Source organism: Trichococcus collinsii (assembly GCF_900107505.1).
Taxonomy (GTDB): Bacteria; Bacillota; Bacilli; order Lactobacillales; family Aerococcaceae; genus Trichococcus; species Trichococcus collinsii.
Map to the genome: position 1 here is coordinate 342558 of NZ_FNQH01000002.1, position 26635 is coordinate 369192.

The 26635-nt window shown below is 47.7% G+C and carries 28 protein-coding genes and 1 riboswitch; of the genes, 9 read left to right on the top strand and 19 right to left on the bottom strand.

The window, feature by feature from the left end:
- Positions 1-18: 18 nt before the first annotated feature.
- Positions 19-681, bottom strand: a complete 663-nt coding sequence (locus BLV66_RS05885; protein ID WP_256327647.1) for a DUF1345 domain-containing protein — start codon at positions 679-681, stop codon at positions 19-21.
- Between the two features lie 38 nt (positions 682-719).
- The gene (locus BLV66_RS05890; RefSeq protein ID WP_086987367.1) at positions 720-1100 is read right to left on the bottom strand and encodes a VOC family protein; all 381 of its coding nucleotides are present in this window, start codon (positions 1098-1100) and stop codon (positions 720-722) included.
- Positions 1101-1390: 290 nt separating this feature from the next.
- Positions 1391-1537, top strand: a riboswitch (Lysine riboswitch).
- Between the two features lie 140 nt (positions 1538-1677).
- Between BLV66_RS05890 and dapA the strand changes: the two genes are divergently transcribed.
- Positions 1678-2565, top strand: a complete 888-nt coding sequence (dapA, locus tag BLV66_RS05895) for a 4-hydroxy-tetrahydrodipicolinate synthase (RefSeq protein WP_086987366.1) — start codon at positions 1678-1680, stop codon at positions 2563-2565.
- Positions 2566-2770: 205 nt separating this feature from the next.
- On the opposite strand, the gene BLV66_RS05900 is transcribed toward dapA, so the two are convergent.
- Entirely contained in the window at positions 2771-3880 is a 1110-nt protein-coding gene (locus BLV66_RS05900) for a dipeptide epimerase (RefSeq protein ID WP_218131804.1), read from the bottom strand.
- A 464-nt stretch (positions 3881-4344) separates the two neighbouring features.
- Positions 4345-5109, bottom strand: a complete 765-nt coding sequence (locus BLV66_RS05905) for an SDR family NAD(P)-dependent oxidoreductase (RefSeq protein WP_086987365.1) — start codon at positions 5107-5109, stop codon at positions 4345-4347.
- 167 nt (positions 5110-5276) lie between these two features.
- Here BLV66_RS05905 and BLV66_RS05910 point away from each other — a divergent pair, with 167 nt between their 5' ends.
- The gene (locus tag BLV66_RS05910) at positions 5277-5618 is read left to right on the top strand and encodes a YjgN family protein (RefSeq protein WP_086987364.1); all 342 of its coding nucleotides are present in this window, start codon (positions 5277-5279) and stop codon (positions 5616-5618) included.
- A gap of 100 nt (positions 5619-5718) precedes the next feature.
- On the opposite strand, the gene srtB is transcribed toward BLV66_RS05910, so the two are convergent.
- Complete coding sequence (gene srtB, locus BLV66_RS05915; protein ID WP_176974154.1) at positions 5719-6489, bottom strand: class B sortase; 771 nt, start codon at positions 6487-6489, stop codon at positions 5719-5721.
- A gap of 127 nt (positions 6490-6616) precedes the next feature.
- Between srtB and BLV66_RS05920 the strand changes: the two genes are divergently transcribed.
- Positions 6617-7258 carry a fasciclin domain-containing protein gene (locus tag BLV66_RS05920; RefSeq protein ID WP_086987362.1) on the top strand — a complete coding sequence of 214 codons (642 nt, stop codon included), beginning with the start codon at positions 6617-6619 and terminating at the stop codon, positions 7256-7258.
- Between the two features lie 146 nt (positions 7259-7404).
- Here the strand turns inward: BLV66_RS05920 and BLV66_RS05925 are convergent, their stop codons facing one another.
- From BLV66_RS05925 to BLV66_RS05935, 3 genes are read right to left on the bottom strand one after another with little or no spacing between them, the layout of a single operon-like run.
- Positions 7405-8070, bottom strand: coding sequence for a DUF6320 domain-containing protein (locus tag BLV66_RS05925; protein WP_086987361.1), 666 nt, complete (start codon positions 8068-8070; stop codon positions 7405-7407).
- Entirely contained in the window at positions 8067-9452 is a 1386-nt protein-coding gene (locus BLV66_RS05930) for a phthiocerol/phthiodiolone dimycocerosyl transferase family protein (protein WP_245826740.1), read from the bottom strand. The genes BLV66_RS05925 and BLV66_RS05930 overlap by 4 nt, the downstream gene beginning before the upstream one ends.
- 45 nt (positions 9453-9497) lie before the next feature.
- Positions 9498-10418, bottom strand: a complete 921-nt coding sequence (locus BLV66_RS05935) for an alpha/beta hydrolase (protein WP_086987360.1) — start codon at positions 10416-10418, stop codon at positions 9498-9500.
- A 267-nt stretch (positions 10419-10685) separates the two neighbouring features.
- On the opposite strand from BLV66_RS05935, the gene BLV66_RS05940 reads away from it, so the two are divergent.
- The 3 genes from BLV66_RS05940 to BLV66_RS05950 are packed head-to-tail and all read left to right on the top strand — an operon-like array spanning position 10686 to position 12567.
- The gene (locus BLV66_RS05940; RefSeq protein ID WP_086987359.1) at positions 10686-10889 is read left to right on the top strand and encodes a PLDc N-terminal domain-containing protein; all 204 of its coding nucleotides are present in this window, start codon (positions 10686-10688) and stop codon (positions 10887-10889) included.
- Positions 10889-11806, top strand: coding sequence for an ABC transporter ATP-binding protein (locus tag BLV66_RS05945; RefSeq protein WP_086987358.1), 918 nt, complete (start codon positions 10889-10891; stop codon positions 11804-11806). The genes BLV66_RS05940 and BLV66_RS05945 overlap by 1 nt, the downstream gene beginning before the upstream one ends.
- Positions 11803-12567 carry an ABC transporter permease gene (locus BLV66_RS05950; RefSeq protein ID WP_086987357.1) on the top strand — a complete coding sequence of 255 codons (765 nt, stop codon included), beginning with the start codon at positions 11803-11805 and terminating at the stop codon, positions 12565-12567. Before BLV66_RS05945 ends, BLV66_RS05950 begins: the two co-directional genes overlap by 4 nt.
- 129 nt (positions 12568-12696) lie before the next feature.
- Here BLV66_RS05950 and BLV66_RS05955 read toward each other — a convergent pair whose 3' ends face one another.
- Genes BLV66_RS05955 through BLV66_RS05970 form a run of 4 tightly spaced genes read right to left on the bottom strand, consistent with a single transcriptional unit; the run spans position 12697 to position 16440 of the window.
- A complete protein-coding gene (locus tag BLV66_RS05955; protein WP_369596126.1) occupies positions 12697-13644 on the bottom strand; it encodes a FecCD family ABC transporter permease in 948 nt (315 codons plus the stop codon).
- Positions 13645-13693: 49 nt separating this feature from the next.
- Positions 13694-14698, bottom strand: coding sequence for a FecCD family ABC transporter permease (locus tag BLV66_RS05960; RefSeq protein WP_086987355.1), 1005 nt, complete (start codon positions 14696-14698; stop codon positions 13694-13696).
- A 15-nt stretch (positions 14699-14713) separates the two neighbouring features.
- Positions 14714-15643 (bottom strand): iron-hydroxamate ABC transporter substrate-binding protein, encoded by a 930-nt coding sequence (locus BLV66_RS05965; RefSeq protein ID WP_218131805.1) that lies wholly within the window; start codon positions 15641-15643, stop codon positions 14714-14716.
- A 2-nt stretch (positions 15644-15645) separates the two neighbouring features.
- Positions 15646-16440 carry an ABC transporter ATP-binding protein gene (locus BLV66_RS05970; protein WP_086987354.1) on the bottom strand — a complete coding sequence of 265 codons (795 nt, stop codon included), beginning with the start codon at positions 16438-16440 and terminating at the stop codon, positions 15646-15648.
- A 167-nt stretch (positions 16441-16607) separates the two neighbouring features.
- Here BLV66_RS05970 and BLV66_RS05975 point away from each other — a divergent pair, with 167 nt between their 5' ends.
- Positions 16608-17627: an NAD(P)/FAD-dependent oxidoreductase gene (locus BLV66_RS05975; protein WP_086987353.1), complete on the top strand. Its 1020-nt coding sequence runs from the start codon at positions 16608-16610 to the stop codon at positions 17625-17627.
- 177 nt (positions 17628-17804) lie between these two features.
- On the opposite strand, the gene BLV66_RS05980 is transcribed toward BLV66_RS05975, so the two are convergent.
- On the bottom strand, positions 17805-18017 hold the full coding sequence (locus BLV66_RS05980; RefSeq protein ID WP_086626957.1) for a hypothetical protein: 213 nt from the start codon (positions 18015-18017) through the stop codon (positions 17805-17807).
- Positions 18018-18290: 273 nt separating this feature from the next.
- Here BLV66_RS05980 and BLV66_RS05985 point away from each other — a divergent pair, with 273 nt between their 5' ends.
- Positions 18291-19178, top strand: coding sequence for a fructose bisphosphate aldolase (locus tag BLV66_RS05985; RefSeq protein ID WP_086987352.1), 888 nt, complete (start codon positions 18291-18293; stop codon positions 19176-19178).
- Positions 19179-19239: 61 nt separating this feature from the next.
- On the opposite strand, the gene BLV66_RS05990 is transcribed toward BLV66_RS05985, so the two are convergent.
- The 4 genes from BLV66_RS05990 to BLV66_RS06005 are packed head-to-tail and all read right to left on the bottom strand — an operon-like array spanning position 19240 to position 22214.
- Positions 19240-19899 (bottom strand): amino acid ABC transporter permease, encoded by a 660-nt coding sequence (locus BLV66_RS05990; protein ID WP_086987351.1) that lies wholly within the window; start codon positions 19897-19899, stop codon positions 19240-19242.
- Positions 19896-20618 carry an amino acid ABC transporter permease gene (locus tag BLV66_RS05995; protein ID WP_086987350.1) on the bottom strand — a complete coding sequence of 241 codons (723 nt, stop codon included), beginning with the start codon at positions 20616-20618 and terminating at the stop codon, positions 19896-19898. The genes BLV66_RS05990 and BLV66_RS05995 overlap by 4 nt, the downstream gene beginning before the upstream one ends.
- On the bottom strand, positions 20618-21451 hold the full coding sequence (locus BLV66_RS06000) for a transporter substrate-binding domain-containing protein (protein ID WP_086987349.1): 834 nt from the start codon (positions 21449-21451) through the stop codon (positions 20618-20620). The genes BLV66_RS05995 and BLV66_RS06000 overlap by 1 nt, the downstream gene beginning before the upstream one ends.
- A gap of 40 nt (positions 21452-21491) precedes the next feature.
- A complete protein-coding gene (locus BLV66_RS06005) occupies positions 21492-22214 on the bottom strand; it encodes an amino acid ABC transporter ATP-binding protein (RefSeq protein ID WP_086987670.1) in 723 nt (240 codons plus the stop codon).
- Between the two features lie 469 nt (positions 22215-22683).
- On the opposite strand from BLV66_RS06005, the gene BLV66_RS06010 reads away from it, so the two are divergent.
- Positions 22684-23901 (top strand): HAD family hydrolase, encoded by a 1218-nt coding sequence (locus BLV66_RS06010; RefSeq protein ID WP_086987348.1) that lies wholly within the window; start codon positions 22684-22686, stop codon positions 23899-23901.
- A gap of 249 nt (positions 23902-24150) precedes the next feature.
- On the opposite strand, the gene BLV66_RS06015 is transcribed toward BLV66_RS06010, so the two are convergent.
- Together BLV66_RS06015 and BLV66_RS06020 are read right to left on the bottom strand one after the other, a co-directional pair.
- Positions 24151-24561, bottom strand: a complete 411-nt coding sequence (locus tag BLV66_RS06015) for a zinc finger domain-containing protein (RefSeq protein WP_086987347.1) — start codon at positions 24559-24561, stop codon at positions 24151-24153.
- Between the two features lie 350 nt (positions 24562-24911).
- The gene (locus tag BLV66_RS06020) at positions 24912-26363 is read right to left on the bottom strand and encodes an MFS transporter (protein WP_218131806.1); all 1452 of its coding nucleotides are present in this window, start codon (positions 26361-26363) and stop codon (positions 24912-24914) included.
- Between the last annotated feature and the right edge of the window lie 272 nt (positions 26364-26635).

Below are 26635 nucleotides of genomic sequence, written 5' to 3' on the forward strand. Positions count from 1 at the left end.
GCAAAAATTCCATATGATTCATCTGCTCAAACTTGCGACAAAGTTGATGGTCGTGGCGATGATGGCTGTCCCGAAAACAAAAGACAACAGCGCATGGCCTAGAGCAGCCTTCCGGAATTCCGGCGTCGTGAAGGTCGTATCAGAGACTTGGTAAGTCATCCCAATCGTGAACGCCAGATAAGCGAAATCCCAAAAATTAGGCTGTCCAGTACCTTCAAAGATGACGCCGCCGTTCACATCGCGATAATAGAGTTCCGCGTACCGCAACATGTAGAGACTGTGCACCGTCGTCCAGGAGAGCACGATGCTGAACAGTCCAAATCCGATCGTCACGAAACTGCGTTGATGAGTTGTCAACATCAATGCGACGGCCCCGATGCTGATCAGACAGGCAATCAGGACAAAAAAATCGATCGTCGAATATTGGATATCCTCTTCTTGTGCAATCCGCTCCGTTTCCGTACCATCATGCGGATGAAAATCCTTCCACAGCAAATACAACAAAATGATTGCGGCGCTGTCCCAACCGATCAAAGGGGCCAATTCCCATCGTAACCAGAATCCTCCGAAAATACCGATACTTGTCCCGATCAATCCAGCAATCAGGAAGCGCGTTCTCTTTTTACGCATATCCTTTCCAGCTTTCGTTTGATTGGAAATTAGATGGATTCTTTTCTTCATGGCTGTCCGCTCCCTGCTTTTTAGGCCCAACTGTTCTTTCAGATAGTGATTTCAATGACGTTCTTTTCTGGATCGAGGAACATGCTTTCATAGTAGCCATCCCCTGTAATGCGCGGCTGGCTTTTGCATGTGTACCCCGCTTTGATGAGCCTGTCCGTAAAATAATCGACGTTCTGTTTGTTTCCGACAGAAATGGCGAGATGTGCCCAGCCCAGCATATCAAGGGGATAGCGTTCGTTGACATCCATCCTTTTCATAAGCTCCAAACGTGCTCCTTCACGGAAAGTAATAAAGTAGGATTGGAAGTCTTTCTCAGGGTTTCGGTATAATTTATTGGCCTTTCCATCAAAAAAACGAACATAAAAATCGCGCATCAGCTCCAAATCGTCCACCCATACTGCAACATGTTCAATCTTCATCGCTATTCACGTCCTCTCATCATCCTCGCCGGTGCGCTGGAGATAATCTCTGCGCGGATGGCCTGCAATAAAGCATCCCGGAATCCCTTTCTGGTCTTGCCGTAAAGGCGCTTCCTCAAGTTGATTTTATCACATCCCTAGCGCATATGCGTTCCCTAAGCATCCGGATGCTCAGTCAACTAATGTGTCTTTTTGCCATCTTTTTCAAATTATTTTCTCAGCATCCACTCAGAATATGATTGACAGACTGATTTCTATTTGATAGTGTGGAAGTAACAAAATACGATTCGATGTGATGAAGAGGTCGCGGTTAACAATCAGTAAGGGACTCCCTGAAAGGTGTTGCTGCCGAAATACTCTGTATTGGGGCCAAGGTTGAATAAATCTGGCACTGTCGGACAAAGCCGCCCAGCTTTGTTCGGTGAGCTTCTCACGTTGGGGCAAATTGGTGGAATTCACTATATGGATGCAACGCTACAGCTTACGCAGCCTGTTTTGAACGACTATGAGACCATTTGCTCATAGTCGTTTTTTGTCTATTCATAAATAAAACACAGAATTCAGGAGGAAGATAAGCATGGCTATTTTTGAAGGATCAGGCGTTGCGATTGTTACGCCGTTTAAAGACACGGAAAACCAAGAAATCAACTACGAGGTATTGGAAGAACTGATTGAATTCCATATCGCGAACGGCACCGATTCGATCATCATCGCGGGGACAACCGGTGAAGCTTCAACGCTGACGGATGAAGAGCAACTTCAGCTCATTCGTTTCACTGTCGAAAAAGTCAACGGCCGTATTCCCGTCATTGGCGGTGCCGGAAGCAATGACACGCGCCACGGAGTCGGATTGACGCGTGCTGTAGAGGCAACGGGTGTGGATGCGATTCTCAGCGTTACTCCTTATTACAACAAAACGTCACAAAAAGGCTTGATTGAACATTACAAAGTAATCGCCAACAGCGTTAAAGTTCCGATCGTCCTTTACAATGTGCCGGGCCGCACCGGCCAGAACATTACCCCGGAATCGCTGGTGGAACTGGCGAAAATCGATAATATCGTTTCGTTGAAGGACGCTACCGGAAACTTCAGTCAGGCTGTTGATAACCTGAGTCTATTGGGCGATCGCTTGGATATCTACTCTGGTAATGATGACACCATCATCCCGTTAATGAGCTTGGGCGCAAAAGGCGTCATCTCTGTCCTTGCCAATATCGCACCAAAAGCTACATCCGAAATGACGCATGCCTTCCTGGATGGCGACATCAAGAAAGCTGCCGCGATGCAAGCACAGTACAAAGAACTGATCGACTGTCTGTTCGTGGAGCCGAATCCGATTCCTGTAAAAGCTGGAATGCAATTGTTGGGCTTCAATGTCGGACCGATGCGTTTGCCTTTGACGGATGCCGATCAGGCGGTCATTGACCGTTTGGCCGCAGCCATGAAAAAAGTTGGACTGATCTAGAAACAGAACCAAAAACCGCCATCGGAAATTTAAAATTCCGATGGCGGTTTTTATGTTTTTCAAAAAAGATGCAGTATATATTTATTGATAAACAAAAAAATCAGTACAAGAAGCATAACGATGACAAAACCAATGGCTCGTTTCACATAGAACTCTCTCAACTTCATGGCTTGTTCCTTCCTTGACTTCTCTGTAAAAAAATCCTTTATTTCACGATTCCGAGCTTCTTGAAATGGGCCTTAGGAAAAGCAGTGATGCCGATGCCGTTCGCATCCCCCAACTTGATTGTACCTCCTATGAACAGCGGTCCGCCCTCATAAGCTTCGATTTTGTAGAACGATGGCCCAATGAAGTCGACCATCGTGATGCAGTTTTTGGCAGCTGCCAGATGGGCCGCTGCGCTGACCGAAATCTTGCTTTCCAGCATGCAGCCGATCATGCAGTCCACCCCGTAGGTTTCCGCTACTGTACAGATTTTGAGCGCCTCGTGAATGCCACCCGTTTTCATAAGTTTAATGTTGATGAGGTCGGCTGATTGTGTCTGGATGATATGGAGGGCATCCTTCACGGTGAAGACGCTCTCGTCAGCCGCTATCCGTGTTTGGACGTGTTGCGTCACAAATTTCAGGCCGGCCAGATCGTGCGCCATCACCGGCTGTTCCACCAGCTCAGCCTGCACGCCCTTATCTTCCATCATGTTGATGATCCGGACTGCTTCCTGGGGTTTCCAGCTTTGATTGGCCTCTACCCGGATGCGGATGTCCGATCCGACTGCCTTGCGGATGGCCAACAAGCTTTCCACATCCTTAATCCCATTCCTCCCGACAGCCACATTCAGAATGTTAAAACCGTCCTGGACGGCCTGCAGACTGTCACGCAGCCTCTCATCGACAGGTTTGTCGCTGATGATGTGGGCAGTCTCGATTTTTCGTTTCGCCCCGCCCAACACTTTATACAAAGGTTGGCCGAGCTTTTTGGCATATAGGTCGTATAGCGCCATATCAACTGCGGCTTTCGCCGATGTGTTGTTGACGATGCTGGCATGCAGTCTTTGCATGATGGTATCGAGGTCGAAAATTTCCATTCCGATGATGCTCGGAGCGATGTATTGCATGATGGCCTCGCGGATGGAAGCCTTTGTTTCGCCGGTGATCAAGGCTGTCGGTGGCGCCTCACCATATCCGGCGGTCCCGTCATCAGTCACGATGCGGATCAGGATGTTATGCACGGCGTCAACCGTGCGTGATGCTGTTTGGAATGGCATCCGCAGTGGGATGGCCACTTCACCAATTTCTATTCTGTCGATTTTCATCATCAAAACCCCTCTCTTCACCGGCACGCTTTCCATCCGGGATAAGGCAGCGACTTTTTATGCTGTTTTGGTTCCACCACCCATTTGTATCTATTTTACCAAGAAAACGAGTTTGCACCAAATTGGAGAGCGTAGCCTGTCAGCTTCCGGATGCAGCACAATAAAAAACGCACGAGCTGCCAGTAGGATTCTGGTAGTTCGTGCGTTTTTTTCGGATTACAGGGGTCGGTCAGATATTCGGCTTCGATTTTCTGGTCGCGTTCTCCGGCTAAGAGGAGCTTCGCCGGAGCAGAGTGTCGGTTTCGGATGCCTCCTCCGGCCACGATCGCTTCGCAGGAGATCACGTGTTGAGTTGGTCGTCTGCTCCGGCCGCAATACCCTCACCGGAGAAGAACTCGGATTCAACGGATTCGGTTCCAGTTCCTCCGGCCAGCTTCGCTCGCGCTAGCTGGCTCCACCTGCATTCATCAGCCTTGTTTTTTCTTTTGCTGCCGGCTGGTCAAACGAACAACCAAGTTACGCGGTGCTAGCTTCGACGAGAAGAGCGCGCCCTTCAGCAACATCGTCGGAACAATGATTTTCTTGCGCTTGTACATTTTGTCCAATGCATAATTGACGCAGTATTCAGAAGTAATGCCCTTCAGATTGAATTTCACATCCGCCACTTTGTTGAACTCCGTATCTACCGGTCCCGGACATAGCGAACCGACATAAACGTTGCTCTTTTTCTCTTCCAACTCTTCAGCAATCGCGGAAGTAAAGCTCGTTACGTAGGCTTTTGTCGCATAATAGGTCGCCATGTAAGGCCCCGCCGGCATCAGACCAGCAACCGAAGCAACGTTCAGAATGTAGCCTTTATTTCTCGCAAGCATATCCGGCAGAAATTTCTTGGTCAGGATATGGACCGCCTTGATGTTGACGTCAATCATCTCCAGCTCCTTGTCGAGACTGGTCGCCGTGAACGCGCCGAAATCACCGAAACCGGCACAGTTGATCAGCATGGAAACATTTTGGTCCTTCGTTTCTTCATACAAGCGGAAGCATTCCTCTGTCTTCGCCAAATCCGCTGTGATGATTTGGCTTTTGGTTGGCAATTGTTTGCTGATCTCAACAAGCCGATCCTCACGTCTCGCAACCAGAATCAGATCGTATCCTTGTTGGCTGAGCTTTTTGGCGAACTCTTGGCCAATCCCCGCACTCGCGCCTGTGATGAGCGCTATTTTGTTTGTCATTATTTGTCCCTCGCGTTTCCTCAAAATGATTGATGCCTTTAGCGTATCGCATTTGTGCACCCAGGGCAATCTTAAGGCGCATTTCCCAAATGATATCATTATATTTATAGATAAGAAATCAAAAAATGTCGTATTATATTAGTAATCAAAAATAAAGGAGTGATATTTTGCGCCATCATAACGATTCTTATTTCACCGGAACGCTATTGGAATATTTCGGCATTCTTCTTATCTGCGGTCTCGCGGGCTTTTTCACGTTTGGGCTGGCTGCACCTTGGGCTTTCTGTTATCGGGAAAAATGGATCGCCAAGCATACTTACATAGAAGGACACCAGCTGCATTTTGTCGGGAAGGCTATTGATTTATGGCTTTCCTTGCTGAAATGGACTGTCTTTTCAATCCTGACTTTAGGCCTGTATAGTTTTGTAGTGCCTATTCGATTCCAACAGTGGCGCATTAAAAATACTTACTTGTATGGCTATTGGGATGAATATTACGCGACGGAATGAAAAATCTGTCCAAATCAAAAAAGCTCAAATATCTCGGCAATCTGCTGCCGGATATTTGAGCTTTTTCTGATTTTCACAATACGCCGAACAGTAGCTCTTGCTACTCTGTTACTTCCACAGCATGAATAAAGAGCCGGCCGTTTTCTGCGGAATCGTTACACGTCATCAGTGTGAGAATATGATCTTCCTCTGTCACCTCGACTTCTGATGGAAAGACGGAAAGGTCCTTGAGCATGGTCAGAAATTCGGTGTACTCGTTCCCCTCAAAATCAATATCCAGAAAAATAGTATCTGCTGGAGCTACATGGACGGAAAAAATCCTGTAACGTCTTTCCGCATAGGCATCACCGAATGTAAACTCCAAATGCTCCTGCAAGAAATCTTCGTTCAGGAATTTATCCAATTCCCCAAACATCTGGCCATTCTGGGTATAGTGGCCATAAATGATAGTATGCCTGTCTACTCCCATGCCGATATTCCGATAATCCATGAAGATGGCTCCGAAAATATCCGGATCCCGATAGAAATTCTGATTGAGATACGTTTCATTGTCCTGCCCCCGGACGACCGGGTAATCAATAACGGTGCCCTGAACAGAAAGCCAGCCTACATAATCCGGATTAATCTGATAATATTCTGTGGATGGATTTATAAAAAAAGTTAGTTCCTCCAAAGGAACAGTTGCATCCGCTGCAGAGATGGTTTCCGAACGGAAGTCCGTGGAAGAAGCTTTTTCTGGAGGAAATTCGGCCTGTTCCACCTTTACGGGTACCACCACGTCCTTTCTTTGCTCTATTTCTTGAACTCCATAGTGGATAATCTGCAGAAAGAGTACCCTGGAGAGGATCAGCACCCATATATTTTTTCGCATGACTTCATCCTCCCCTCTTTTCCCCACAAGAATCCCCATAATTGACAACGCTTACATTATAGTGCTATTATAAACCCTGTAGTAGAGTTTACAAAAGATTTTCCATTATTGAAAGGAGTAGGGTAAAATGAAAAAATTAATACGCCGCTTACTTTCACTTGCTACATTACTGTTTCTCTCGTTCACTATCGCCCCTCTGGCTTCCGCTGCTACCGGCGAACCTTCCGACGACATTGTAGGCATTGCACTTGGGAATGAGGATTTCAGTATCCTTGTTTCGGCACTCCAAAAAGCAGAACTTGTTGATGATCTCCAAGGGGATGGTCCTTTTACAGTGTTCGCACCTACCAATGCCGCTTTTGAAAAGTTGCTGGCCGAGTTGGACATTACGGCGGAAGAGCTCCTTGCACAGCCGGACTTGGCGAAAGTCCTTACTTACCATGTCGTTTCTGGGAAAGTGTTGGCAGCTGATCTCACGGATGGAATGAAAGCAGACACCCTCAACGGAGAAAATCTTACTTTCGATCTTTCAGATGCACCAATGGTCAATAAATCCAACATTACCACTACTGACATTGAAGCAACCAACGGTGTCATCCATGTCATCGACACAGTCATGGTACCTTCAAACTTCAAGTTGCAAGCAACAGACTTAGAGGCGGACCAAGTGGCTCAGACAGGCGTTGAAGGGAATAACCTTCTCCTTGTTTCCATTCTGGTTACAGGCGCACTGCTCCTTCTCGTGGTCTTCAAGAAGAACGCAGCTTAAGGTTTTGCTTCACATACTTTTAAATGATTAAACAAAAAAAGCTTTGAGAATTCAAATTTCTCAAAGCTTTTTATTTGTGCAGATACAGCAATATCTTGGATTTCTTCTTTTGGTGACTACCCTCAAAATTTTGGAAATATCACTGTTTAAACATGCATTCGTTTCTCCAGTTCGCGCCATATCTCTCCGCCGTGATAGAGCAGGATGATGACCAAGGTGACTGCGCTCATCATGACCGATAAGCTTGAAGGCAATGAGGTCGTGACCCAGCCCAATGTTAGGAACAGCGCCGGCAACAGCCCCAGCAAAGCGGCTGTCAAAAGGTAAAGCACGTAGTCCCTGACGCCCAATTTGACAAGGCGCACTGCGATGTACAAGGATACGATTGCAAAACTGCAGATGATCGGTACGGCATAAGTGGTCGACCACCCGCTCCATCCTGACAGATAATCCAAATAAATGCACAGGAGCGACAGCGAAACGATCAGATAAACGATGCCTTTTGCGATATTTCGTCGTTTCCGGATCAGGATCAAAACGGAAAGCCACATGCTCAATATCCCGAAGAGGGCGAGCTGCACATTCTCCATCCTTCCAATCCAGATCAGTTCGATCAGCAGAAAGGCGATGATCAACACAAAGGAAATCAAGGTCAAGTATTTCGTAACGATCTCCTTGTTGAACCGCAGTGGGATCTTAGGGTAGGGATCCGGCAGCACCGGATTGGTGCCTTCATCCAAGGTCGTTTGGCACAAGGGGCATTGTTCCCACTCTCCCTTGATGGTTGCGTTGCAATGTTGGCAATGTCTCATGATAACTCACCTTCTAAATCTTCGCTCGAAACCTTGTTCGCTGCGACGGTTACGGCCACTCCCGCGTCGGTCAAACTCCTGACAAAATGCTCCTCCACCGTTGATTCTACAAAGGGGGAAGTGAAACTAACCGTCAGATGTTCCCCGTGACTGATGGCGCAAAATTGCGGGCGGACGGCTGAAGTATGGAAATACATTTTCTCGATGTAGCCGTCAATCGGATCTGGAAATGTAACCTTGCCCAAATTGGAGATTGCTATCGTCAAATTCCGGTTGCTGACGTAATTGACCAGCTTCAGAACGAAATCTTTGATCGGCCGGAAAACCATCCGCGTGAAAGGGCTGTATTCGAAGGCGATCAACGTCCGCAACTTTTCCTCCAGACTTTCTGGCGTAATCTGTTGCTGGAACTGCTCTTTCAGCGTACGTCCGATTGCGGCAATGTCATCCTCTTTTCCATTCTCTGCAGTAGTATAGATCAGTCGTGTCGTGCTGAAAAAATTCCTGGCAGAATTGGAAGGAAAAAACTGCCGTAAGTTGACCGGAACAGAAACCGCCATAGCCGATCCTGGTTGAAAATCGGGACTGGCCTTTCGCACCGCCAGCATGTAGACAGCGGTCAGATACAAGGTCAAAGAAGTCTGTTGCTTCCGAGCCAGAGTAAGCACATCCTTGACTGGCATCTCCAATTCGATGACGTGCGGCCGATTGTCCGGCGTCTTTTTACCCCGGAACTGGTGCACGCGGCGTTTGCGCTTTTGTTTATCTTCCTCAGGCAAGGCGCTTTTTTGCGTATGGCTTTTCCCTGTCAATTGACTGACTTTCGCGACGGATCGGATGGCGGATTGCGCCGCATCCGTAAAGTTCTGTTTCTTGTCCTTGCGGAAATAATGCGCGAAACTGTCTTCCAGTTGGTGGTTCAAACGATCGTGCGCGGCGGCATCAAGGCCGTCAAAAGCTTCGGGATGACGTAGCATGATGTAAGCCTTCAGCAGATCCTCGAAAAACCACAACGCACCGGTGCCATCGGACAGAGCGTGGAAGAGTTCCAAGTGAACCCGGTTTTGGTTATAAAAGACCCGGAATAACAGTTCCCTCCGGTCAAAATGATAAATCTGCGCGCAAGGCGGCAACACGTCGGCCGTCACTTTCGGCTTCAGGTCGCTTTCTTCCAGATAATACCAAAAAAATCCGCGCCGCAGCACACTGTGATATAGCACATAATTCTCGTAGACTTCATCAAGCGCTTGCTGCAGCAAGTGCGGATCCACTGCATCCGTCAATTCCGCACTCATGCGGAAGACCTTCGTATCGCTGCTCGTCATAGCTGCCAAAAATATATTGGAGGCATTGTCCAAACGTACCCACTTTTTTCGGTTCACTGCTTTTCCCCCTTTCCGATTATTCTATAGAACAGTCCTTTCGGTTTATGCATTCAGAAACGCATTGATGACTTCGTAGGCTTCGACAACTGATTCAGCTGTCTTCGGATAGGTGATGAAGCCATGGACGATGCCATTCACGCGATGGACTTGTACCTTGTTGCCGGCATTGCGCAATGCTTCCGCGTAGGCTTCGCCTTCATCCCGCAACGGATCGAATTCGGCTGTGATCACCAACGTTTCCGGTTGATTCGACAGATCTTCCGCCATCAGCGGCGCAACGTAGCCATTCTTGCGCAGCTCGGGATCGGGTTGGTACAACGCCATGTATTCTTCCATTTTTTTCGCAGTCAGGCCGTAATCATGACCATTCGTGCGGATCGATTCGAACGGAGATGCTTCCGAATGATCCCAATAAGTTACTGGGTACAGCAAAATCTGTTTGATGGGAATCGCTTGACCTCTGTCGCGGAGCAGTAAAGACACGGCTGCAGCCAAGTTTCCGCCCGCCGAATCGCCGATCAGAATCAAATCTTTTTCATCCGATAAACCGCTCATTTCCAGATGTTTCAGCAATACTTCCGCCACCCGGTAACAATCATAGAGGCCTGCCGGATACGGATGCTCCGGCGCTAAACGATAATCGACGGAATAGACTGTTCTGCCGGTCAGATCCGCCATATTGATGCAGGCATTCGTATAGGTTTCGATGTCACCAATGACCCACCCACCGCCATGGAAAAACAGAAGCGGTTCTTTATACAGACGCTCTTTCGGATAGAAGACGCGCACAGGAATATCATGGGAACGGTCCTCCGAATAGATTTTGTGGTCCATGATGATATAGCCTTTTTTCGGCTTGGGAGCCAGTATGTGCTGCACTTTGCGGACACGGGCGTAGTCTTCCTGCATGTTGATTTTAGGTGACGACATCAACTTAAGCATCAATTTAAAAAATGGATTCATCCAATTGTCCTTCCTCTAACAGCATGGGCTGTTCTGGTATCTTTGCTTCATTATAGCACAGGACAGCACCAGTCCCATATAGCCGTGAACCGTTGCGAGGCCTTCTGGCGTGATAGCTTTCGCCACTCTTCCGACTTGCAAATCCCACCGCTAGTGTTATACTTGTTATATAACGAACAGGAGGGTTGGGATTGTGGAAAATCCTTCCGAGGCATAAAATGGAGATATAAAAAATGAGGCATTCAAACAGAAAGAAGGCAAACTTTTATGATGGCAGAACTGCAGCCCTACTTACCCATCCTGATCCCTTTGGTCGTGATCCAGATCATTTTGTTGATCACGGCTCTGCTCCACCTGAACAAGCATCCCAAAGTAAAAATAGGCAGCAAAAACCTTTGGATCTTCATCATCATATTTCTGAACATCGTCGGTCCGGTCCTATATTTTCTGATTGGAAGGGGCGATGAGTGATGGATATCCTCACAATCGTCGGATTGGAGAAATCCTTTGGGAACCAACGCGTGCTCGATGGCTTATCCTTCTCCGTACCTGAGGGCTCGATCTACGGTTTCATCGGTAAAAATGGATCGGGAAAGACGACGACAATGAAAGTCATTTTGGGTTTGTTACAAGCGGACGCTGGCGAAATCAGCGTCTGCGGCGAAAAAGTGCATTACGGCGACACCCGGACAAACCGCTTCATCGGCTATCTGCCGGATGTCCCCGAGTTCTACGGCTTCATGACCGCAAATGAATATCTCCGGCTGTGTGGTGAAATCACCGGTATGCCGTCAACGCTGATCCAAACCAAATCTGAAGAGCTGCTGGTACTGGTCGGGCTGGCGGATGTGAAAAAACGCATCGGGACGTTTTCCCGCGGCATGAAACAGCGGCTGGGCATCGCTCAGGCTTTGCTGAATGAACCGCGACTGCTGATCTGCGATGAACCGACTTCCGCTTTGGATCCGATCGGGCGCAAGGAAATCCTGGATATCCTTCTGAAAGTGAAGGAACGGACAACCGTGCTCTTTTCGACGCATGTCCTGACCGATGTAGAAGCCATCTGCGATCGGGTGGGCATCCTTGACGGAGGAAAAATCGTCCTGACTGGATCGGTTTCGGAACTGAAAAAAACACATTCCAGACATTCCTGTACGGTCACCTTCCGGACACCGGCAGATGCCGCTGTTTTCCAGACCGATCCGCGGATGAGTACAATGAAGACCTCATTGAGTGCAAAAGACTATTCGATCAGCATCCAAGCCACTGAACCCGAACAGACCATGGCATTGATCATCCGAATTTTGAGTGAAACTGGATTGGTACCGCTCCGATTGGAAACGGCCGAACCCAAACTGGAAGATATCTTCTTGGAGGTGGTCCAATGAGAGCGTATCTTGCCTTCACAAAAAAAGAACTGACCGAATACACCCGCAATTTCAAGTTGTTCCTGGCAATCGCCTTGTTTGCGCTGTTGGGCATCATGAATCCTTTGACGGCAAAATTTTTGCCGGATCTGTTAGGAAATTTCATGCCAAAAGGGATCACGATCCTGATTGCGGAACCGACGAACCTCGATTCCTGGATCCAATTCTTCAAGAACGGCACCCAGACCGGCCTGTTCATCATTGTCATCCTCATGAGCGGCATGATGGCGAAGGAATACGAAAATGGCACACTCATTAACATGGTCACGAAAGGCTTGCCGCGCCGGACCATCCTTTTTTCAAAATTCACAGGCGCTTTGTTTCTCTGGACCGTCAGCTATTGGCTCTGCTTTTTCATCACTTTGGGGTATACGCTTTATTACTTCCCTGAAGGCAGGACCGAAAACTTGGCCCTGTCCGTCAGCAGCCTTTACTTGTTCGGCGTGCTGTTGATTGCTATTCTGCTGCTCGGAGCTGTCTTGTTCAAAAATGCCTATGGGCCATTGTTGTTGACCGGTGGGTTCCTGATGATACTGTTCTTGTGGAATCTGTTCCCGGAAGCGGTCAAATGGAATCCATTGATATTGATTTCGCGCAATATGGATATGCTGCAAGGGACACTGCTGCTGGAGGAACTTCGGAATTCGCTGCTTATGACGGGGCTGATGATCAGTTCCGCTCTTGTTGCAGCGGTTCAATTTTTCAACAAAACTGCATTATGAGCAACAAAAAAACGCGTTATCAGTCCCGAAGGAGTTCTTCTTCGGCTGATGACGCGTTTTTTGAGGTTTTCGGTAATAATAATTTGCGCTGTTTTTCTTCTGCTCCGGCAACCCCAGCAGCACCTGGCTTCAGCGCATCCTCCCCAACAGCAAATACAAGAAATAAGGCGCCCCGATCAGGGACACGACGATACCGGTTGGAAAAGCGGTATCCATCACCGTGCGTCCGATTGCATCGGCGACCAGCAGGATGATGCTGCCGATCAACAACGCGATCCAACTGTAGCGTTCATGCCGTTTGCCGACCAATTTTTTGGCGATGTGCGGCGACATCAGACCGATGAAGCCGATGTTCCCTGTTAACGAGATCGCCGCGGAAGCGATGGCAACCGCGCAAAGCAACAGAATCAATTTTTCATTTCGGAGCTTCAATCCCAATGCAGCAGCGGTCTCCTCCCCTAAAGCGAGAATGTTCAGCGTCGGGGATTTCAGAAAAAGGATTCCCATCGCCAATAGCCAACCGGGCAGGATCGTGAACACGAACGGCCAGGTCGAACCCCAGATATTTCCCGACATCCAAGCCGTGATGAAACTGACGTCGGTCCGGTCGGAGGAGGACATCAGCAGGATGATTATCCCCGAAAAAGCAGAGGAAATCCCCGCTCCGATGACCACCAGCTGCATCGCATGTTGCTTGTGGCTACGGCTGTAACTGAGCAGATAAACCGTGGAGGCAGCCACCAGCGCGCTGAGGAATGCAACAAGCGGCAATGCCGCCGAAAACTGAAGCATCCCTTCGCCCGCCAACAGGTAGAAAATCGTCACGCCGAGACCGGCACCGGAATTGATACCCAGGAGACCCGAATCGGCCAGGTCGTTGTTGCTCAATGTCTGCAGGATGATGCCGGCACCTGCCAAGCAGGCGCCGGCCATCGTCAACACCAAAATCCGGGGCAAGCGGATCTGGTAAAAGATATAGTTTTCTTTAAAAGCCCCGTTCCCGGAGAGCACCTGTAGGATGCGGTCCAACGGAAGTGAGGAATAACCCATGGACAGGGCAGCTATGAAAGCCACCACGAACAAAAGGATGAATAACCACAATTTTTTCCGATAAGTCGAATTCCACTCATTGAACAGCTCGGATTCCCCCTTTTCTGGCGATCGTCACGTAGAAAGGCACACCGATCACGGAAACAATCGCCACTACAGGGATTTCGAAAGGACTGACAATCGTGCGGCCGATGTAATCAGCTAGGATCATGAAAGTCCCCCCGACCGTAATGCACAACGGGATGATTTTACGGTAATCCTGTCCTACCATCTTGCGTACGACATGTGGGATCATCAGACCGATCAGGGCCAGATTGCCGGCGATAGCGACCGCGCTGCCTGCAAGCAACGTAATCAGCAAAATCAGGATGGTCCGGATCAGACTGGTCCGTTGCCCCATGCTGATTGCGGTTTCCTCGCCCAAACTCAGAACAGTCAACTGCCCGCTGAATACCAAACTCAAAAGCAGCGCCAGTCCGATGACCGGCGTGATGCTCAAAATATTCCAGTCCACACTCATCAGGCCGCCGGATGTCCACATCGAAACGTCCTTCGAGATGCGGAACCAGATTGCGATTCCGTCCGCGATGGCCTGGAAAAAGAACGATACGGCCGCCCCAATCAGGATAAGGTTCAAGGGCGACTGTCCGCTTCTTGTCGCGTTGCTGAGGCCGTAAACGAACAGCATCGCCAGACCTGCACCCACGAAACAGGCAATGGAAACGAGTAGGTAAGAACTCTGCGGAGCCAAAGCATAAACCAAAGCCACCGCGATGTTGGCTCCGGAAGTCAGCCCCAACAGACCGGGATCGGCCAGCGGGTTCCGCGTCAACGCCTGCATGATCGCTCCGGCTACAGCCAAAGAACTGCCCACGAAGAAGGCACCCAGTATGCGTGGAAAACGGATGCCCCTAAGGACAAGGTAATAATCTCCCCCTCCTTTCCCGATTAGAGCTCCGATCAGGTCCGACCAATCGGTATCCGCCGCTCCTGTGTAAAGCGCCAGGACCGCTGCCGCGATCAATAGGGTGACCGTCACAGCCAGATAAATTCCGAAGGCGTTTCGTTTCCGTTTAATCACTGCAATCGTCCCCTCTTATTCCGCTAAAAAGGATTCCTCAAAGAAGTCCAGTTGGTAATCCAACGATAGCGAATCATTGAAATAAAATGTCTCAGCATCCGCCACAAACACTTGGTTGTTCTGCACAGCAGGAATGTTCTGGAACCACTCGGCATCCAAGAAGCTCGATTCCGGATCGGTTGCAGCCAAGCTCAGGATCAGGTAGTCGCCGATGTAATCACCGAGCACTTCTTCAGAAATGGCATAATAGCCTGCATCCAGGGCGTTTTCCTTGACCGTTTCAGGCATATTCAGGCCCATTTCCTGGTAAAGGATTTCCGTGCCGCGTGCCCAGTTGTCGCCGAAAATATACATCTGTTTGTCGAAGTTCTCAGCAACCGTGATTGTCGCTTCTTCGCCGATGGCTGCCTTGATTTCTTCTCCGACAGCCTGCGCTTCTGTCTGGAATTCCTCTACCCAGGCGACAGCTTCATCTTCCCTGTTGACTACTTTACCGATTTCCACGATCTGATCGAGATAAGAAAGCTCTCCGTAAGTGAACAATACCGTAGGAGCGATTTCCGACAATTGATCGGCATTTTCGATGTTGTCCAAACCAATGATCAGATCCGGTTCCAATTCGAGTATTTTTTCGACGTCGGCATTCGATACGACTGCGACGCCGCCAAGTGCTTTAGTGAAGTTTGGATTGCCGGCAGACCAAGCATCCACGCCGACGATGTTAACGTCGAAGTTGATGAGGTCCCCTGCGTAGGATGACAGCACCACTACCCGTTCCGGGCTTGCGGGAACCGCAATTTCTTCGCCGTCGACCGTTGTGTAAATCACCGTTTCGGCTGACGCATTTTCACTAGATTCATCGGCTGTATCCGTTGCGGAGCAGGCCCCCAAAATCAATCCGGCACCCAACAGCATTGTCAAAGATAGCTTATTCATTTTTTTCATGTTCATTCTCCTTTTTTTATCAATTCGTACCCGATGATGACGGGTTTTTTTGTCTTTTCGTCCGGCTGGATGGTCGGGCGGATATTGAAGATGGCCGCGATGTTCTCTGCGGTAACCACTTCCTCCGCCGCACCCTGGCAAACGACTTCCCCATCCGAAAGTGCAACGATGTGGTCGGAATAGAGCGAGGCCTGATTGATGTCATGCAGCACCATCACGATTGTATAGCCTTCCTCTTCGTTCAGTTTCTTCAGCAGTTCCAAAATCTCCAGCTGGTAGCTGATGTCCAGATAGGTCGTCGGTTCATCCAAAAAGATGATGTCGGTCTTTTGCGCCAACGCCATCGCCAACCAGACCCGTTGCCGCTGCCCGCCCGACAGTTCATCGATGTAGCGATGGCGCAGCTCATCGATTTGCGTCTTCTTGATGGCCCAATCGATGAGCTCCTTGTCCTCGCTGCCCAGTCCCCTCAAGCCTTTTCGGTGCGGGAACCTTCCGTACGAAACGATTTCTTCAACCGTGATGCCGGAAAGGTTTTCCTGACGCTGCAGCAGGATGGCGATCCGTTTCGCTAAGCGTTTCGTATCCATCGTAAAGATCGAAACACCGTCCAGCAGAATGTCCCCGCTCGAGCAATTCAAGATGCGCGACATCGCCTTCAACAAGGTCGACTTTCCGCATCCGTTCGGCCCGATGATCGTCGTTATTTTCTTCGGTGCGATGGTGACTGAGATGTCTTTCACAATGATCTGCTTGTCGTATTTAATTTGCACCTCCTCAACTTTCAGGCTGCACATGCCTTCATTCCCCTTTCTTTATCCTTGCAGAAGCGATCCAGTTCCGAATCGTTGTTGACATTTTCGAATAAAAATTATTTAATTGATAATGAGAATCATTCTCATTTATAATTTATTCTATTATCATTGATAACATACAATTAGTCAACAGAAAATGAGGTGGTCTTTTGAACGAAGTATTTGACGTAACGATAATCGGTGGCGGGCCTTCGGGTCTGTACAGTGCTTTCTACAGTGGTTTGCGCAATCTCAAGACAAAGGTGATCGAATCCCAGTCCGTCCTCGGCGGCAAAGTCAACCTGTACCCCGATAAAATATTATGGGATGTAGGCGGTCTGACGCCGATCACCGGCAAACAGTTCCTTTCCAATTGCATCACGCAAGGTCTGACTTTCCACCCGACCGTCTGTCTGAATACGGAAGTCAGCCAAATCACCAAAGTCGCAGGCATTTTCGATATCCGCGCCAGCAATGGTGCCCATCATCACACGAAAGCGGTGATTCTTGCATACGGCAGTGGCATCATCACGCCGAACAAGCTGGCGGTCGACGGTGCGGAGCAGTTCGAACGGACCAATCTGCATTACATCCCGAGCAGCCTGCATGCGTTCCGCAATAAACACGTTTTCCTTTCGGGAGGCGGGAACACAGCGATCGAGCAGGCGAACGAATTGCTGGCCATCGCAAATAGCGTGACGCTGGCTTGCCGCAGCAATGAACTGCGCGCACATGAACACAGCGTTGAGACTTTCCGCAACAACGGCGGCACGCTGCTTTTGGAAACGCAGATCCGCTCGTTCCGTTCCAACCACCAAGGCGAAATCGAAGCCATTTCCCTCTCGGTCGGCGGTGAGCATAGGACGGTGGCTGCCGATGCGGTCATCGTCAACCACGGCTTCGCCAGCAAACAGGACATCTCCTTTGGGGCTGCGCTAGGGATTCAATTCAACGACAATCACTTCATCGAAGGCAGTCCAGACAGCACGATCGGACATCCCGGCATCTTTGCGGCAGGCGATGCAATCGCCTATACCGGCAAAGTCAACCTGCTGGTAGGCACCTTCCAAGACGCCGTGAACGCCGTGAACAGCGTCAAACAATACCTGAACCCCACCGCTGAAAAGCACGCGATGGTGTCCTCGCACAACGAAGCATTCGTTGAGAAAAATAAACAATATAGTCTGTAGATTTGTAGATACGCAAAAGCAGCCGAGGGGGCGTCCCGTCGGCTGCTTTTTGCGCTTAGTGTACCTTTCGTGTGCTGTTCGTCATTCGTTCTTCCCACAACAGTCGACGGCAAAAAATAAAAAAGCAGGCCAAGTCTCATCCCAAGATGATCCCTGCCCTACGCAACTGTTTCAACATCAGATTTCGTACTCGACAGCCCGTCTGGCTTCGTCTTCGGTTGCTTCTTTGTACATTTTGCGGGTTTTCTTTTTGCCCACGCCTTCCACCCACCATTGCCAGAAATCGTCGTCCTTGTGATGAGAAATCCCGCCCATCAAGATGCCCCGTTTGTAGACATTTAGTTCCGTGTATTCTGCATTTGTTTTGTCCGATTTTAGCCAAAAAATCATCTGCACGCCTTCTCTCGTTCGATTTTGTTGCTATCCGTATGAATGATTGCATGAAAAATTCCTATACCGCAACTCTACTCCTATTTTAAAAAGGTTTCAACAAAAAAATAATTTCACTATCCATTTTGAAGCTAGCTGGCTCCTAAATCTACAGGGCATTTCACTCAGAAATGCATAGCATAAGTGCTATACTGACCTTAGAAATCCATATTTCACGAATAAGTAAGACCGAATCCGGATTTCGAAAATCTGAAAATCGAAGGGGTTTGAATCATGAACAAAGAGCAATTCGATATCATGAAAAATCGCAAAGGTTTCATTGCGGCGTTGGACCAAAGCGGCGGCAGCACGCCCAAGGCACTGGCATTGTACGGTATTTCGGAAGACAGCTACACCGGCGAAGAAGAAATGTTCACGCTTGTCCATGAGATGCGCTCACGCATCATCACTTCGCCTGCTTTCAGCTCGGAACACATCTTGGGGGCCATCCTGTTTGAGCAGACGATGGACCGCAAAGTCGAGGGCCTCTACACGGCCGACTATCTATGGGAGAAAAAAGGTGTCGTGCCTTTCCTGAAAGTCGATAAAGGGCTCGATGCGGAAGCGGATGGTGTACAGTTGATGAAACCGAATCCGGATTTGGACGCCCTGCTTGCGCGCGCAAACGAGCGCCACATCTTCGGCACCAAGATGCGTTCCGTGATCAAATCAGCCAATCGTGAAGGCATCAAAAAAGTTGTCGCCCAGCAATTCGAAGTCGGCAAGCAGATTATTGCTGCTGGTCTGATTCCGATCATCGAACCGGAAGTCGACATCCATAGTACGGACAAAGCTGAGTCGGAAGCTATTCTCAAAGAAGAATTGTTGTTGGCGCTGGATGCGTTGAACCCGGACCAATTTGTGATGCTGAAACTCTCGATTCCAAGCGTCGATAATTTTTATAAGGAACTGATTGCTCATCCGCAAGTCGTGCGGGTCGTGGCATTATCCGGCGGCTATTCGCGTGAAGAAGCTAACGAAAAATTGACCCACAACCCCGGATTGATCGCTAGCTTCTCTCGGGCGTTGTCCGAAGGTCTGAGCGCCGACATGACGGATGATGAATTTCAAACCACCTTGGCCGATTCAATCCAATCCATCTACGACGCATCCATCATTTGATGGACGCGCAAAAAGCCCCCGCCTACAGCGTTACGCTGTAAGACGGGGGCTTTTCATTTTTTTAGGCATTTTCTGCATTGCGTTTGTGCCAGCTTCTTACGACTGCCGAAAGCGTGAAGCAGATGATGAAATATACCAACGCAAGGAAGGCATAGACCATAAACACTTCTGATGTTTTCGTCACTTTTCCAAGGATGACTTGTCCACTTCTTGTGAATTCCATGATTCCCAGACCGGCCAAGAAAGAAGTATCCTTGATCGTAGTAATCACTTGCGACAACAGCGAAGGGATAATTTTCTTGAAGGCTTGAGGCAAAATGATGTACCACAAAGACTGCATGAATGAAAAACCTTGCGAGTGGGCAGCTTCAAATTGCCCTTTCGGTATAGAATTCAATCCACCACGCACAATTTCCGCTACAACAGCCGATGTATACAGAAATAGGGCGAAAGAACCTTTCAAAGTGATTGTGCTGCCCGGTATCAAGAATGAACACGAAAGCATCCACAATAATAACGGTGTATTCCGGAAGAGCTCGATGTAGGCACCGGCCAACTTTCCGAAAACTTTTTTATCATAATTACGCAACAAGCCTAATATCGTACCGAAGATGATCGAAAGGATGACGACACCAACCGAAATCAGCAATGCCAGTTTCAAACCGTCCATCATGAACGACACATTCGATGGTGTGAAGACTGTTCTGATCGATTCCATCATTCCATCACCTCCGGAATATCTACGCCAATGTTGACAACCACTGAATCATTGTCTTTGAGTTTTTGCTCGTATTTCCGTGCAAATGTTGCAAGCGGGAAGCAAAGCAAGAAGTAAAGCAAACCGGCTACTGCGTAAGCAGGACCGTAGTTCAGACTTGAGGAAGCATAAGAATCGGCTACATACATCAGGTCCGCTCCGGCAATGATCGCCAATACGGAAGTATTCTTGATCAAGTTGACGGCTTGATTGGTCAAAGGCGGCAAAATGATTTTGACCATCTGCGGCAAGATGATGTAACGCATAGTTTGGACATAGTTGAAGCCCTCTGAGTAAGCTGCCTCTTCTTGGCCTTTCGGAACAGCAAGGATACCTGCACGAACGACTTCAGCGATGTAGGCACCGTGATATATCCCTACACCGACCACCCCGATAGTAAACTCACTCAACACCAAGCCTGCCATAGCAAGCCCGTTATACATGAAGAAGATTTGGATGAGCAACGGGATATTCTGAAACATTTCTACGTATATTCTGGCAACAGCACGAGGCAATCGGCCTTTCGCCGTGGACATGGTCCCCACGACAACCCCGATGACCAAAGCCAGCAACAACGCCAACACAGCGACTAGGAGCGTCCGGATAAATCCGGCTCCAAAGTCGCTGCTGTTTTCAAGAAGGCTTTCCCAACGCCAGAGAGCGAATGGATTGGTACTTCTCATTATTCGCCCAATCCCCACTCTGTAGTCAGTGCATCAAGAGTGCCGTCTTCTCCCCATGCAGTGATTAAGTCATTAACAGCCGTTGCCAACTCTGTGTTTGATTTTTTGGTTGCAACACCATAATCTTGTGTAGCGAAACGATCTTTAAGAATTTCAGTAGAGTCATCCAAGTAACCAGCTAAGATAGATCTGTCTACACTGAAAGCATCCACACGGCCAGAATCCAAAGCAGCTTTGATTTCTGGGTAAGTCGCGAATTCTGAATAGCTCAAAGTGATGCCGTATTGTTCAGCTTCAGCAGCAATCGCATCGGCCGTTGTCGAGCTTTGGGCAACCCCTACTGTAGCGCCGTCCATGTCAGCTAATCCTTTGTAACCTTTGTCTTTCTTAACCAAAAGGCCGACTGCATCCACGTAATAAGCATCAGAGAAGTTATACGTTTCTTTACGTTCTTCTGTTACAGTGAAAGTTGCGATGATCATATCCACTTCACCGTTATCCAATAATGGACCACGCGTTTTGGCGGTTACTGGTATCAGTTCGATTGCTTCCGCATCGCCTAAAATTTCTTCAGCCAGTTTCTTAGCGATGTCGATTTCAAAACCTTCAATTTCGTTTGTTTCAGTGTTTCTTAATCCAAAATTCGGTACATCTTCTTTAACGCCGACTTTCAATACGCCAGCTTCCTTGATTGACTCTACAGTCACTTGACCGGAAGCATCTGTTGCAGATCCAGCTGCAGAATCTGCTGTATCCGTAGCATCACTGCCGCATGCACCCAAGAACAATGCAGCTGATAAACATAATGAAACCCATAGATTTTTCTTTTTCATACCAAATTCCTCCTATAATGTTGTATTCCGAAAAGTTCGGTTATCTTAAAATTTTACCCAGGAATGCTTTCGTCCGCTCATGCGTCGGATTATCGAAGAAGTGTTCCGGAGTGCCTTCCTCAACAATCATGCCATCAGCCATAAAGATGACCCGATCGGCAACCTGTCTCGCAAAGCCCATTTCATGCGTCACGACAACCATGGTGATATTCATGCTGGAAAGTTTGATCATGACATCCAATACTTCCTGAACCGTTTCAGGATCCAATGCTGAAGTAGGTTCATCAAAAAGAATGATTTTCCGCTGTGAGCAAAGTGCTCTTGCGATCGCAACCCTTTGTTGTTGCCCGCCTGAAAGCGTTGAAGGATAAACATTCGCCTTTTCGCGCAAGCCAACGATATCCAAATATTCGTAAGCCATTTCTTCCGCTTCTTTTTTGGATTTGCCTTGTAGCTTCATAGGGCCGATTGTGAGGTTCCCTAACACTGTCATATGTGGATACAGATTAAATTGTTGAAAAACCATTGCAGAGGAATGTCGCACGATATCCAACTTGTTTTTAGTTGTGACTTCTGTGCCGTCTATAAAAACTTTTCCGTCTGTAGGTTCCTCAAGAAAATTCATACAACGGACCGTTGTGCTCTTACCTGAACCGGAAGGCCCGATAATAACCACTTTTTCCCCTTCGGCAACTTCCAGGTTGATATCCTTCAACACATGGTTGGTTCCGAAATACTTATTTACGTGCTCTAACTTAATCAATTTTGCCTCAACCCCTTTTGTGCTCGTCATCATACTACTATTTTTTCAAGAGCATGGATTGGGTCCTTGTCTAGAAAGGACCGCTTCTTATTATTATACCATAAAGCAAAATTATAATGAAAACACGATTAAAAATCAATTAAATTGTTCCGCGAAAATGTTAGTTTTTCTAACATGGATTTCCTGTATATTTACTCAATCGTTAAAATCAGCCTATTTTATGCCTGTTTCAAGAGAAATCCTTCCACAGAAATTGTTTTCATAAATATAAATCCGCGTAAATGAACCTTATTGATAAAAAAAACACAATTAACAATATATTGTCTAACGAACAATTTTCTATTAATTCTCATTTCATTTCACAGTTTTGGATCTAGTCAGCAGAAATGGCTACAATTCTGTATATCTTCTCGCCTTTTTTTGTTAAAATGATTCCGTATGAAAATTCCATGATAAAGGGGTACTTACTTTGCCAGAAAAACATAATAAAATTCTTTCTTCCAAAAACTGGGCACCGCATACGCACCAAGCGCTGAATGCTGTCATCGCAGCATTCGGGAACCAAAACAGCTCATTCGACCCAGCTGACCCTCCTTATGTTGTATTTGATTTCGACAATACTTCCGCCATCATGGATATCGAAGATACCTTGATGCTCTACATGTTGTTGCATTTGGATTATCGTTTGACACCCGATCAGGTCCACGCGATTTTGACAGATGGCCTCGAGAATGTCGGCGCAACAGAGGACACGCTCCTTGATAAGACTAACCCGCTTGCTACGATCGGCAACATCGCTGACGATATCAAAGTAGCTTACGCTTGGCTATATGATCACTATGAGGGCTTTATGCAAGGCGGTACTCTTTCCCTTGAGGAAGCTAAAAAAGCTTCTTATTATGAAGAATTCGCTGCAAAAATCCGTCTGTTCTACACGGTCATCAATGGCGACTTCAAAAGAAAAGCCGGCTATCCTTGGATGACTTATCTTTTCGCACAACGCACCAGCGAAGAGTTGCGCCAACTAGCTTACCAATCCATCTCTTATTGGTTGCAGTACGGCAAATTTGAACGGGTGACCTTGACTAGCCCGGCTGAATTGCCTAGCAAAGCTGGTGTCATCGTGTCGCATTACGATACCGGCTTGGCGTTCCCAAACGAATTGAAGGAACTCTATCACGTCTTGAAAGCGAACGGCATCGTCGTCTACGTTATTTCGGCTTCACCTGTGGATGTCGTCCAGGTCGCCGCAACGCATCCGGACTTCGGTTACGGGTTGGACAACGAGCACGTCATCGGCATGTATTACAAGAAGGATGAAAACGGTCTGATCCAGCCTTGCATGCAGCCAGGCAAAAACATCACCAAAGGACCCGGCAAAACTGCCGTCATCACGGAGCAATTGATGCCAAAGCACAACGAAAAACAGCCGCTGATGCTCTTCGGGGACAGCACCGGCGACTACGATATGATGATGGAACTGCAGGACGCCAAACTCTGCGTCCTCTTCAACCGCTACATGAATGACGACACCCAAAAATTGGCGCGCGAAGCCTTCCGCACAATCGAGGACGTGAACCCGCGCATCGTTCTGCAGGGTCGCGACGAAAACAAAGGCAGGCTGCGCCCTTCCGAAAAGACGATCCTTTTGGGAACCCAAGAAGAAGTACTCATCCACGAAGCGTAGGAAAAGCAGAACGGGTTTGTTCAGCTCTGAATGAGCATCGCTGAGCGCAATTGCTGTTCGACTAACCTGCGTCAGTAGGTTAGTCAAACAGTATGTCTTGGCTCGTAGAGGCAAGAGGTTCCTTCATCCGTTTTCCGAAGGGCTAACCCGTGAAGCTAGCAAACGTTTTTGGATACAGAAAACACTTTACATATGTTAACCAAAAGAAGCCTCCGCTCAATGTAATTTGTGCGGAGGCTTCTTTTTTATTTATAAAATGATGCGCGATTCGAATTTTTGGTGACAAGTAGGACATTTCACTGTCTTCTTACCGCGTTTGACGGGCAAACGCAAAGTCGTCCTGCAGTTGGGGCACTTACGGAAACGGGCCACTTTGATTTCCTTGAACCTTCTGAAAAACAACTTCAGCTTTTTCTGGTTTGGCTGCCACCACTTCAGGAATTTGCGATTTTCCTCAGCGCGTTTATAGATTTTTTTCGAGTAGACGCGGAACAGCGCCCAGAAAATCAAAAGTTGCGCCACGAAGACCACCACACCAAAGTCTGTCAGCGAACCCAAAAAGTACAGAACCATTCCCGAAATGATCAACGCATTGTAAAGCTGATCCGCGCCGTATCTTCCGCGCATAAAATTCATTATTTTTCTTTTCAATTTTTCCAATTGGCTATCCCCTTATCGCTCCGCTGGAAAGTTCCTGATGTTAACACACAAGTTACAGAACTTCCATGCACTGTTCCTTCATTATAGCACAGAGAACAATAGGGAAATGTTAAGAATAATTGAAAATAGTGATTATCTATAGAATCTTTAATGTGCGACAGTCAGGCAGTCAGAATCAGCAGAAGTGCTTCGGGGTCGTCAGCTCCGGTGAGGCTTGCTTCACCGGAGCTCGGATACAATATCAACCGTGCTATTCCCGCCGTACGCGGACATTCAGAAAAACAGTACACAAAAAGAGGCTCCATCCTGATCAACAGGATAGCGCCTCTTTTACGAGTTAATTTAATTTTTTATTTTGCTGCTTGTTTACGGCGTTCTGATAAGATTGCCACGTTTTCTGCAACTTTTTCTTTAGTCAACGGATAGATGAACCATAGACATAACGCAACGCCTGTGTACCCGATAGCTGGTACGAGCGTAGCCACATCGTAAATGCTGTCAAGAACGGCTGCTTCTTGTGTTGCTGCTGCTGATGCGTAACCGATAGCAGCCAGAGCGAAACCGCCCAATCCGCCAGCCAAAGCTTGACCAAGTTTTCTAGAGAAGGAGTAGACTGCGTATACTGTACCACTGTCTGCAGTTCCGGTTTTGACTTCTTGGTAGTCAATGATGTCCGTGATGAAAGCCCAAATGACTACGTTGAAGTAGTTCATTCCCAGACTTGCAAGAAACGCCATCGGAAGGAAGACCATTACATTGTCTGTATGGATGAAGTACAGGATTGCGTATACAATTGCAGAGAAGAACAACGCTACTGTCGCTGATTCTTTTTTACCAAAACGGGAAGCTATTTTTTGTGCGAAAGGTGCAAGCATCAATGTTCCGACAGTTCCGAGGATACCGGCTACAGCCAATGTTTTGGAGCTCTTGAAATAATCAGCATACAGATAGGCGTTCATTGTGTTCACCAACAGCATGGACAACAACAGGAAGATTGCAGCTGCGATGATCCCACCCAGTGCGCGGTTTGTTGATAAGCCTTTGACTAGAACGGACATCTCTTTACCAAAAGATTGTTTTTCAGTTTCCGGTTTTTGCGGAATCTGTACACGTTCGATTGTGAAGTGGTAGCAGAATTGATACAGTGCGAAAGCAAGAACAGCAAAAACACCGGCAAGGAGCGTGAAGCGCTCAGGAATTACGATCTGTGCACCGTTTGCATCAGTCGTGTAGACGAACAATGGAACAAAGAATGAGATGAAGATGCTGGCAAGACTGGCTCCCATGCTGCGGAATACAGATAGGGAAGCGCGATCTTCAGGTTTCTCGCTGATGACGGATGCCATCGATCCATAAGGGATGTTGATCGCTGTGTAGCAGATGCTGCCCCAGAACAGGTATGTCACGAAGATATAGATGATTTTTGCAGTCATGGACCAGTTTTGAACGACTGACAAGAACATCAGGAAGCCGGCGATAACAGCGAATGGCGCTACGCGTTTGATCCAAACTCGGAAGCGGCCGTCTTTTGAAGGTTTCAGCGTATCAACCAGACGTCCCATCCCCATATCCGTAAATGCATCGACAATTCTAGCTGACAAGAACAACGTACCTACAACTGCTCCGCTGATCCCCAACACTTTGGTATAGAACAACATCAAGAAAGAACTTGAGAAGATGAAGAACAGGTCATTTGCGATGTCCCCCGCCATATAGGCTAATTTATCGATCAGACCGAATTCCCTTACATTCTTCTTGTCATCGGTTACATTTTGTACTTTATTTGCGCTTGCGTGTTGCATTTCATGACCCCTTTTCTTATATTGATAAATCGACGCCGACCCAGTTGATAAAACGGACAAAAAACAATATCACTATGCGATACTCAGTTGCGATTAAAAAACGATAAACGTTTTCAAATGAAACGACGTAACATTTACACACAAAATATACCACGCATTTTTTGCGCATACAACGGATTTATTATTAACAATTTGTGAACGTTTTTCACGATATCTGTCCTGTTCTTGATCCAGCAATTATGTAAACGATACCAAAAAGACCAGCTATCCAT